General features: G+C 52.6%; 13 protein-coding genes and 1 riboswitch. All 13 genes read right to left on the reverse strand.

Going from position 1 to position 9,839, the window contains the following annotated elements:
* Positions 1-369, reverse strand: a 369-nt coding sequence (locus QZ105_RS09330; RefSeq protein ID WP_293729648.1) for an aspartate/glutamate racemase family protein, incomplete at its 3' end; no start/stop codon positions are given.
* Positions 370-371: 2 nt separating this feature from the next.
* Positions 372-1,097 (reverse strand): amino acid ABC transporter ATP-binding protein, encoded by a 726-nt coding sequence (locus tag QZ105_RS09335; protein ID WP_293729649.1) that lies wholly within the window; start codon positions 1,095-1,097, stop codon positions 372-374.
* Positions 1,090-1,746, reverse strand: a complete 657-nt coding sequence (locus tag QZ105_RS09340; protein ID WP_293729650.1) for an amino acid ABC transporter permease — start codon at positions 1,744-1,746, stop codon at positions 1,090-1,092. Before QZ105_RS09340 ends, QZ105_RS09335 begins: the two co-directional genes overlap by 8 nt.
* Before the next feature lie 15 nt (positions 1,747-1,761).
* Positions 1,762-2,604 (reverse strand): transporter substrate-binding domain-containing protein, encoded by an 843-nt coding sequence (locus QZ105_RS09345; RefSeq protein ID WP_293729651.1) that lies wholly within the window; start codon positions 2,602-2,604, stop codon positions 1,762-1,764.
* A gap of 15 nt (positions 2,605-2,619) precedes the next feature.
* Positions 2,620-3,453 (reverse strand): polysaccharide deacetylase, encoded by an 834-nt coding sequence (locus QZ105_RS09350; RefSeq protein ID WP_293729652.1) that lies wholly within the window; start codon positions 3,451-3,453, stop codon positions 2,620-2,622.
* The gene (locus tag QZ105_RS09355) at positions 3,450-4,316 is read right to left on the reverse strand and encodes a polysaccharide deacetylase (RefSeq protein WP_293729653.1); all 867 of its coding nucleotides are present in this window, start codon (positions 4,314-4,316) and stop codon (positions 3,450-3,452) included. The genes QZ105_RS09350 and QZ105_RS09355 overlap by 4 nt, the downstream gene beginning before the upstream one ends.
* A 239-nt stretch (positions 4,317-4,555) precedes the next feature.
* Positions 4,556-5,734 carry a methionine adenosyltransferase gene (metK, locus tag QZ105_RS09360; RefSeq protein ID WP_293729654.1) on the reverse strand — a complete coding sequence of 393 codons (1,179 nt, stop codon included), beginning with the start codon at positions 5,732-5,734 and terminating at the stop codon, positions 4,556-4,558.
* A gap of 82 nt (positions 5,735-5,816) precedes the next feature.
* Positions 5,817-5,927, reverse strand: a riboswitch (SAM riboswitch).
* 107 nt (positions 5,928-6,034) lie between these two features.
* Entirely contained in the window at positions 6,035-7,240 is a 1,206-nt protein-coding gene (gene coaBC, locus QZ105_RS09365; protein ID WP_293729655.1) for a bifunctional phosphopantothenoylcysteine decarboxylase/phosphopantothenate--cysteine ligase CoaBC, read from the reverse strand.
* An 18-nt stretch (positions 7,241-7,258) separates the two neighbouring features.
* Positions 7,259-7,447, reverse strand: a complete 189-nt coding sequence (rpoZ, locus tag QZ105_RS09370) for a DNA-directed RNA polymerase subunit omega (protein WP_293729660.1) — start codon at positions 7,445-7,447, stop codon at positions 7,259-7,261.
* 12 nt (positions 7,448-7,459) lie between these two features.
* On the reverse strand, positions 7,460-8,113 hold the full coding sequence (gene gmk, locus QZ105_RS09375; protein ID WP_366936033.1) for a guanylate kinase: 654 nt from the start codon (positions 8,111-8,113) through the stop codon (positions 7,460-7,462).
* A gap of 10 nt (positions 8,114-8,123) precedes the next feature.
* Positions 8,124-8,384: an extracellular matrix/biofilm regulator RemA gene (gene remA, locus QZ105_RS09380; protein ID WP_293729657.1), complete on the reverse strand. Its 261-nt coding sequence runs from the start codon at positions 8,382-8,384 to the stop codon at positions 8,124-8,126.
* A 39-nt stretch (positions 8,385-8,423) separates the two neighbouring features.
* A complete protein-coding gene (locus QZ105_RS09385) occupies positions 8,424-9,323 on the reverse strand; it encodes a YicC/YloC family endoribonuclease (RefSeq protein ID WP_293729658.1) in 900 nt (299 codons plus the stop codon).
* 114 nt (positions 9,324-9,437) lie between these two features.
* A complete protein-coding gene (locus tag QZ105_RS09390; protein ID WP_293729659.1) occupies positions 9,438-9,716 on the reverse strand; it encodes a hypothetical protein in 279 nt (92 codons plus the stop codon).
* Between the last annotated feature and the right edge of the window lie 123 nt (positions 9,717-9,839).

The following is a 9,839-nucleotide window of genomic DNA, read 5'->3' on the forward strand; positions in this document are numbered from 1 at the left end:
CGCGCGCAAAACGTCCGCCAGCAGCAGGCCCGCCTGCCGCCCCACTAAAGGCGCTAACAAGCAGGCCGCCTGCCCGCCGCCGACGACGGGAATACGCAAAAGCTCGCGGCAGGCGTCCACCGCCGGGCCGCTGAAGCAATAGATAACCACGGCGTCATAACCCTCGCGCTGCGCCCGCGCCGCCAGCGTAATAATTTCCGGAGCGGCCAGCGCCGCGTCCAGCGCCGAGTCAAGCGCGATTTTATTTTGCGTCAGGCATTCCATATGCAGCTCCACGTCCGGCCCCACATATTGGGCAAGCAGCTGGCAACGCTGCGCCAACTGCCCGTCCGTCATCCCGTAATCGGGATTGATAATAAATATTTTCATCGCTACACCAAAATAGAAGCCAAAAATTTCTTCGCGCGTTCCGTTTTTGGATGGTTAAAGACTTCGTCGGGCGTACCGCTTTCAATCAAATAACCGCCGTCCATAAAATACACGGTATCGGATACGTCCTTGGCGAAGCCCATCTCGTGCGTCACCAGCACCATGGTGATGCCCGTATTAGCCAACTGCTTGATAACGTCCAGCACCTCCTTAACCATTTCCGGGTCCAGCGCGCTCGTCGGCTCGTCCAAAAGCAGCACCTTGGGCTCCATGCACAAAGCGCGGGCGATAGCGACGCGCTGCTTCTGCCCGCCGCTCAAACGGCTGGGATATTCGTTGGCCTTGTCGCTCATATTAACCTTTGCCAAAAGCTTCAGCGCTTTTTCCGTCGCTTCGGCCTTAGATAATTTATTAACCACGCGCGGCGCGTACGTCATATTTTCCAAAACCGTCATATTGGCGAACAAATTAAAATGCTGAAAGACCATGCAGGCGTTCTTGCGGATGTCCTCAATTTTTACTTTGGAATTAACGATGTCCACGCCCTCGAACAAAATCGAGCCGCCCGTGGGCTGCTCCAATAAATTAATGCAGCGCAGGAGCGTCGATTTGCCGCTGCCCGACGAACCGATAATCGTCACGACTTCGCCCTTATGGATGGTCAGGGACACGTCCTTGAGTACCTGCAGGCCGCCAAAATTTTTCGATAGGTGTTGAATCTCAATCACTGACGCGCACCTTCTTTTCTAAAATCGAACCTAAAAAGTTCAAGGCCATAACCAGAACGTAATACACAGCCGCCGCCACGATAAAAGCCTCGAAAGCGCGGAAGGTCTTGGCCTGAATCAAATCGGCCCAGCGCAGCGTATCCGCCACGCCGATAACGGAAACGAGACTGGAATCCTTGAGCAGCATAATGCTTTCGTTGACCAAGGACGGCAGCGCGTTCTTAATCGCCTGCGGCAGAATGATATCCAGCAAAAAGCGATGCTTGGGCACGCCCAAAGACATCGCGCCTTCCCACTGCCCCTTATCGACCGCCAGAATGCCGCCGCGCAGCGCCTCCGAAATATACGCCGCCGAATTCAAGCCGAAGGACAGCACGCCGGCCTCCAGCGCGGAAATCGTATAGCTCGTTAGCTGCGGCGTAGCAAAATAAATCAGCATCAGCTGCACTAAAAGCGGCGTGCCGCGGAACACAGAAATATAAGCCTTCGCCAGGAAGGACAACAGCCTGTTTTTCGACAAAGTGATTAACGCCAGAATGAAGCCGCCCAAAAAGCCCATGATGGTGGACAAAAAAGTAAACTTCAGCGTAATCCATATCGAAGCGGCCAGCAGGGGAAAGTACGGTTCCAGTACGGAAAAATCCAACATTTGCTTCGCACTCCCTTACAGCTTGGCGATATCCAGTTTTTCAGTTGCTGCTTCGTATTGCTTAGTCGCATCCTCGCCCAAATGCTCCACTAAAATTTTATGCAGCTCGCCGTTGGTACGCATTTCTTTCAGCAATGCGTTCAGCTTTTCCGTATCCTTGGAGCCCTTCGGCAAAGCGATAGCGAAGGTATCGCCCATGAGTACGGGCGCTTCTACGATATGCAGCTCCAATTCCGGGTTTTGCTTTACGAATACGGCGGCTTGGGAAGAATCGAACAGACCGCCTGCCAGACGCCCGTTCTTAATGTCCTGGATAACCAGCGGCGTAGTGTCCAGCTCCACTACGTCAATACCGGGTACGGCCTTTAAATCCTTAACGAAGGTCGTGCCCATGGAAGCGCCGGCCTTCTGCCCTTTCAGCTTGTCCATCGTGTCGAAGCCCGCGCCTTTTTTGCAGATAATCGCTTTCATCGGGAAATAGTACGGCTTCGTAAAGTCGACAACCTTCATGCGCTCTTCCGTCGGTGAAATCGCGGAAATAATAATATTAGCGCGGCCGCTCTGCAGCGTCGGCACCAAGGAAGCGAATTTCATATCGGTGAATTCAACCTGCTTATTCATCTTCTTCGCCAGATAATGAGCGATATCGATGTCGATGCCCTGATAATCCTTCGTACCTTCCTTTACCGATTCAAACGGCGGGAAGGTGGAATTGATGGCGACAATCCATTTTTCGCCCTTGCCTGCATCGGCCTTGGCTTCTTCTTTCTTTTCGCCGCCGCAGCCCACCAGCATCATAGCCAGCATAGCCGTCGCCAAAAAGGCGAAAATGCTTTTCATCGTAAATTTTTTCATCATGAACCCCTCTTTTCATTAATATTTTACTTCTATATTATACCCCTTCTGGGCTAATACATGCCTGGCAACCTGTTCGTCCGTCGCAATCCACACGCCGTTTGCGGCGGCATAGCGCAAAAAACCGCGCAGCGCGCGCACATACCCCGGCCGTCCGATGAACTGCGGATGCATCACCAGATTCAACATCCTGCCTTCTTCCGCCAGGCCGTCGATTTCGTCCTGCCAGATTTTTACCATCTCGCGGCCGCTGCGCAAATAATAATGCTCCGGGTGCTGCAGGGTATACATATCGTAGGACGTATCGTCCACCACGCCGTCCTTTGGCAGCTCTACGATAGGAATTTCCCCGCCGTCCAAATCCAGCAGAAACGGCCCGTCGTTATTGCGCCAGTTGGAAGAATAAATTATGCCGCGCTCCAGCCACAGCCGCTTGTGAAAATCGTGGATAATACCGTCGGGCATCCGCACGCCCACCGGGCGCTTGCCCGTCAGTTTGCGAAAAATCGCATCCACCTTATCCATAAGCGCGCTTTCTTCCTCGTAGGTATCCTTCACCTCGTGCAGGTAGCCGTGATAGCCAATCTCGTGCCCCTGCGCCGCAATATACTGGATAATTTCCGGATGGATTTCGGCGGTGTAAGCCGTGGTGAAAAACGTAGCCTTGAGTCCTTCTTCGGCCAGCAAGCGTAAAATGCGCGGCAAGCCCTGCTTCGTCGCGTACAGCCCGCGCGACATATTCGCCAGATGGCGCGCGTTGATTTCATTGCGCGTCAGCCACAGGGTTTCGGCGTCGATATCGAAGGACAGGCACAAAGCCATGCGTTTATTATCGGGCCAATGCCAGTTCATCGCTCCCCGCCCCCTTCCGCAGCTCCGCGTCCGGCGTAAAATTTTTTAACGTAAGCCGCCACCTCGCGACAGGACGCCAGCCAGGCACCGTGTTCTTTCATATAGATTATCAAGCGTTCCAGCATACGCACGCGGCTGGCGCGCCCTATAAGCTGCGGATGCAGCTTGAGAACCATAATCTTGTCGCCCTCTTCCGCCAGCTCGTCGAAATTATCGCGCCAAATCTCATAAACGTAATCCACAGGATACGTGCAGGTAATCGTCGCCTCGTCGGCGTAAGAAAAATAAAAGAAAGAAAAATCGTCCAGCGACGGCTCCGTGGGCAGTTCCACGACGCCCGTATCGGGATGGATATACGCCCAGTCGCAGTCCTTCAAGGTCGAACAATATAAATAACCGCGCCGCTCCATTAAAGCCAACGCGCAGTTCGGCAATAAATCCAGCGGCCCGCGGTAGCCCACAATTCTTTGCCCGCCAAACGCTTGCAACAGCGCTTCGCTTTTAGCCATATTGCCTTTTTCCTCCGCCGCGGGCATATCCACTGACGCTTCGTGCAGATAACCGTGGTACGCCAGCTCGTGCCCCGCGTCCGCAATTTGTTTTACTTTATCGGGGTACAGCTCGGCTACGCGCCCCGGAACGAAAAAAGTAGTTTGCAAATTCTGCCGCCGCAGCATATCCAGGCAGCGCGCTAGGCCTTCGTCCGGGCCGTACCTGCCACGGCTGCGGTCGGAAAATCCTATATCGCGTTTACCAATCACCGATTGGCGCAAAAGCTCCGCGTCAAAATCGAAGGTCACCATCACGGCAATCTTTTTGCCCGACGGCCATGCAATGCCGTCGCCATTTTTCAAAACAAACATGATAACCTCCCTGCCGCTTTGCAATATTATTCAAAAAATTGCATGATACTGCATACCTTAATTATACCAAATCCGACGCTGCATTAAAAGAGCAAACGCCAAACAAAAATTTTTCTTAAAAATTACGGCGCACTATTAGAGCCGCAAATTAAAAGCTTCCCTACAATACGAAAAGCGAAAGCCCAGGCTGCTTTGCCCGCGGCTTTCGCTAAAATATTTTTGTATGCTCTAATTAAAATTTACAGTCCGGCCTGCTCCCGCAAAGCTTCGGCCTTATCTAGATGCTCCCACGGCAAGTCGACGTCGGTGCGGCCAAAATGACCGTAAGCCGCAGTCTGCTTGTAAATCGGGCGCAGCAAATCCAATTCTTTGATGATGCCCGTCGGGCTCAAAGCGAAATTTTTGCGCACCAGCTCGGAAATTTTTTCGTCGGCGATTTTGCCGGTGCCGAAGGTTTCTACCAAAACGGAAACAGGCTGCGCCACGCCGATGGCGTAAGCCAGCTGGATTTCGCATTTGTCGGCCAAACCTGCGGCCACGATATTCTTCGCCACATGACGGGCGGCGTAAGCGGCGCTGCGGTCAACCTTGGACGGGTCCTTGCCGGAGAAAGCGCCGCCGCCGTGACGGGCCATCCCGCCGTAGGTATCGACGATGATCTTGCGGCCGGTCAGTCCAGCGTCGCCCTGCGGCCCGCCGATAACAAAGCGCCCCGTGGGGTTAATATAATATTTGGTATTTTCGTCCAGCATAGCTTCCGGGATTACCGGTTTGATGACCTGTTCGATAATATCCTTATGGATTTGCTCCTGCGTAATTTCCGGCGCGTGCTGGGAAGAAACTACGACTGCGTCTACGCGCACGGGCTTGCCGTTATCGTATTCCACAGTAACCTGAGTTTTGCCGTCCGGACGCAGGTAAGCCAGCGTGCCGTTCTTGCGCACTTCGGTCAGGCGCAGAGATAATTTATTAGCCAGATAAGCTGGCATGGGCATATAGCTGTCGGTTTCGTTAGTAGCATAGCCGAACATCATGCCCTGGTCGCCTGCGCCAGCTTCTTCATCGGCGGCCATGCCTTCCTTAGCCTCCAAAGCTTTATCGACGCCCATAGCGATATCGGGGGACTGCTCGTCAATGGAAATCAGTACGCCGCAGGTGTTGCCGTCGAAGCCGTACTTAGCGCGGTCATAACCGATGTCGATAACCGTCTGGCGGGCGATGCGCGGAATGTCGACGTAACATTGCGTGGAAATTTCGCCGAAAATATGAATCTGGCCTGTGGTAACAATAGTTTCGCAGGCTACGCGACCTTTGGGGTCCTTGCTCAAAATGGCGTCCAGCACCGCGTCGGAAATTTGGTCGGCAATTTTATCTGGATGCCCTTCGGTTACGGATTCAGAAGTAAATAATTTTCTCATATAAAGCTCCTTTCGCGGACTTTGCCGCAGACATTAAAAAAGCGTTCTCGTAATGAGAACGCTGCAAAAAATCTTTAAAGCATCCTCATCTCACAGCTAAAGTGCTGCCGGACTTAGCACCGTTTACAGATTCTGCTCTGCAATGGTTGCTGCGGCTTCTCAGGGCCAGTCCCTCCACCGCTCTTGATGAGTAATATTAACTTATTACTTTGACTAGTATAATACATCCTGCCGGGAATAGCAAGCGCTTTCCTGCAAATTCACAAGAATTACACAAGAAAAATTATCGCCGTCCGCTACTTACCTGCTCTTTCTGATTTTCAGCGCTTCGTCAAGAATGCAGTTGGCGACGTCCACCTTGGGCATCTGCTCCAACGAACGCACCTCGCCGTCGGCAAACAAAAACTTCACGATATTCGTATCGGCGTTAAAACCCGCGCCTGCGGCCGTGACGTCGTTAGCGACAATCATATCCAAATTTTTCTTAACCACCTTTTCTCTGGCGTTGGCCAGCAGGTTCTGCGTTTCGGCAGCGAAGCCCACCAGCACCTGATGCGTTTTTTGTCCGCCCAAGGTTTTTAAAATATCCGGATTCTTGTCCATGACCACAGTCAAGGCGTCGTCGGTTTTCTTCTTAATCTTTTGATCCGCCACATCGTGCGGCCGGTAATCGGCTACGGCGGCAGCCTTGATTACGATATCCATATCGCCGTAAGCCGCAAGGCAGGCCTCCAGCATTTCGTTAGTAGTTTCCACTTTAACAGCCTGCACATTGGCCGGAATCGCCAAAGCCGAAGGCCCGCTGATCAGCAGCACCTCCGCGCCGCGCTCGGCAGCCATCTGCGCCACGGCATAGCCCATTTTGCCGCTGGAACGGTTGCCCACGAAACGCACCGGGTCGATAGGCTCGCGGGTGCCTGCTGCGGTAACCAAAACCTTAAGTCCCCGCAGATCGCCTTCGCGGCGGGCGAAAAAGCCGCTGATAAATTCCACAATCTGCTGCGGTTCAGGCAAACGCCCCGCGCCGCTGGTGCCGCAGGCCAGCTTGCCCACGGCAGGAGGCATCACGGTCACGCCGCGCGCCTTCAGCTTGGCGATATTTTCCTGAGTCGCAGGATTTTCATACATACCGGTATTCATAGCCGGACAAACGATAATGGGAGCCTGCGCCGCCAAGAGCGTCGTACTCAGCAAATCGTCCGCCAGGCCGTAAGCCATCTTCGCCAGAATATTGGCGGTCGCCGGCGCTACTACGAAAGCGTCGGCCCAATTAGCCAAAGCGATATGCTCCACATTAAATTCCTGATTGCCGCTCCACATGGATACAGCCACCTGATTGCCGCTGATTTCCTTAAAGGTCAGCGGGGTAACAAACTGCTGGGCGTGCTCCGTCATCACTACGCGCACCTGGCAGCCCTGCTTACGCAGACGGCTCACCAAATCCACCGCTTTATAAACGGCAATGCCGCCGGTAACGCCTAAAACTATTTTTTTACCCTTCAACAAGGCTTCGTCCTCCCGCTTTTACACGTTCTTCGTGCGCTCGTAAGTAATGGTATCGTCGGCAATTTCCTTCAAAGCGGTGCTGACTTCCTTTTCCGGCGCGTTAATTTCCGGCTTCGTCAGCTCGCGCGCTCTTTTGGCGGCCAAAATAACCAAAGTATATTTGCTGTCCACCTTTTCAGCCAAATAGTCGATGGACGGATCTACCATAGACATAACTATTCACTCCTTCGTATTTGTATCGGCTTTGCCCTTGCAAATTTTATCTACAATAAAATACGTTCTCGCCACACGGTAGCGCTCCGCTTCCATAATCGTCAGCACCTTCTGCGCCGCCTTTTCGGCAATATCGTTCACGATGATATAATCGTATTCCGCAGCGTAAGTCAGCTCGCTGGCCGCCGAAGCCATGCGCCGCTGAATAACGTCCTCGCTGTCGGTGCCGCGCTTGTAAATGCGCGCGGACAGCTCGTCCAGTGACGGCGGCACGATAAAAACGAATACGCCCTCCGGAAAACGTTTTTTTATCTGCAGCGCTCCCTGAATATCTATTTCCAGCAGCACGTCGCGGCCGCTTTGCAGCTGCTCCATAACATATTGGCGCGGCGTACCGTAATAATTGCCGTACACCTCGGCATATTCCAAAAGCTCGCCGCGTTCAATCATCTCCTTGACCTGGGGCACGGTCTTAAAAAAATAATTTACGCCGTCCACCTCGCCGTTACGGGGCTGGCGCGTCGTTACCGAAATAGAATAGCCCAAATCCGGCAGCTTCTCGCGCAGCATCTGGCAAATCGTGCCCTTGCCAGCTCCCGAAGGCCCGGACACCACCAGCAGCACGCCCTTGGGAGTGACGCTTTCCTTTTGCTTTCCCATTACCATCGTTTTACTCCTCATCCTCTACATCGTTTTGAGCAAGGCGGTTAGCCACTGTTTCCGGCTGCACGGCGGACAGCATAATATGCCCGCTGTCGGCAACCACCACAGCGCGGGTACGGCGGCCGTAAGTAGCGTCGATCAGCAAGCCCTTATCGCGCGCCTCCTGAATAATGCGCTTAATGGGCGCGGATTCCGGGCTGATAATGGCAATGATGCGGTTGGCGGCGACTACGTTGCCAAAGCCGATATTGATAAGCTTAATATCCATACTAACCTCCTCGTTTTATTTACGCAGCAGCCTTCTGCTTTATTCGATATTCTGTACCTGCTCGCGGATTTTTTCAATCTCGGCCTTAATTTCCACCACAATCTGCGCCAAAGTATAATCGTTGGCCTTGGACGCGATGGTATTGGCCTCGCGGTTGAACTCCTGAATCAAAAAGTCCAGCTTGCGCCCCACCGGATGGTCGGAAGCGAGAATCAGCTTGAACTGCTTGATATGGCTCTTCAAGCGCACAATTTCTTCCGTAACGCTGGTGCGATCGGCGAAAATCGCCACCTCCTGCAGCAAACGCTCCGGCTCCACCGTCACATTATGCTCCGCCAAAAGATTATTCAGACGCTCCGAAAGCTTATTCTGATATTCCTCCACCACTATGGGCGAACGCTCCTCGATTAAAGCTAGCTTTTCGGCAATCAAATCGGCGCGGTAAATAAAATCGCCGTAAATATTGCCGCCCTCGGCCTCGCGCATAGCTACCAAATTGGTCACAGCCTGCCGCAAAGCCTGCTCTACCTTGGGCCACACGCTTTCTACGTCAAAAAAGCCTTCCTTAACATTGATAACGTCCTGGCAGCGGGCGATATATAAAATTTCCGCAGCGGCGTTAATACCTGTTTCCGCAGCGCCAACTGCCTCGCCCACCTCCTGCAAAGCGTTGTGGTACGCGGCGGCTAAATTCTTATCCACCTTCAGCGTGCAGTTGCCGCTGGCGGTATAATCGGCGTTAATAAAGACGTCGATGCGTCCGCGGCTTATAGTTTTCAAAATTGTTTTGCGAATGCGGTCCTCCAACGGATTCAAAAACCGCGGCAGCCGAATCGCAACCTCGTTGTAACGATGGTTTACGGCCTTCATTTCCACGGTGATAGAAAAATTATCGTCCTCGTATTCGCCGCGGCCAAAGCCGGTCATGCTCTTTAACACAAAGTTCCTCCTAACCCCGCTAAGCGGCGTATTAAGTGTACAGTCAAAAGATAAGCCTCGTTGACAAATCTTATCTTGAAAAAATATTATATCATATCTTGCCGCAGATTTCAGCTATTTTGTGGAAATTACCTCAGTAAAGCGCATTATGATTTTCGTCCTCAAGTACGTAAAAATAGCGTAAGCCTTAGACTGGTCGATTTTATAAGTTTTATTTTCGACTTTGACTATCTGATTAGTAAAGTATTCCACCGTCGCTTTCGTCGGACGCGCGTAAAGATTATCTTTAATATCCGTTTGCAAACCGCCGACAAAATCTGTGTAGCTTTCGCTGGCGACAACCGTCAGTTTATTTATTTCCTGTACGGCGTCGCCGCAAGCTTCTGCGTCCATGCGCTCGCCCTGCTGGTTGACGCACAAACGCATCCCGCGCCCGTTTCCATCTCTATATCCAGACTGCAGCGTCCTTGTCGGCAGTTATCAGCGCATAGAAAAAGACTCAAGCGAATGCTTGAG

It is taken from the genome of uncultured Phascolarctobacterium sp., from assembly GCF_905212365.1.
In the GTDB taxonomy this organism is placed as follows: Bacteria; Bacillota; Negativicutes; order Acidaminococcales; family Acidaminococcaceae; genus Phascolarctobacterium_A.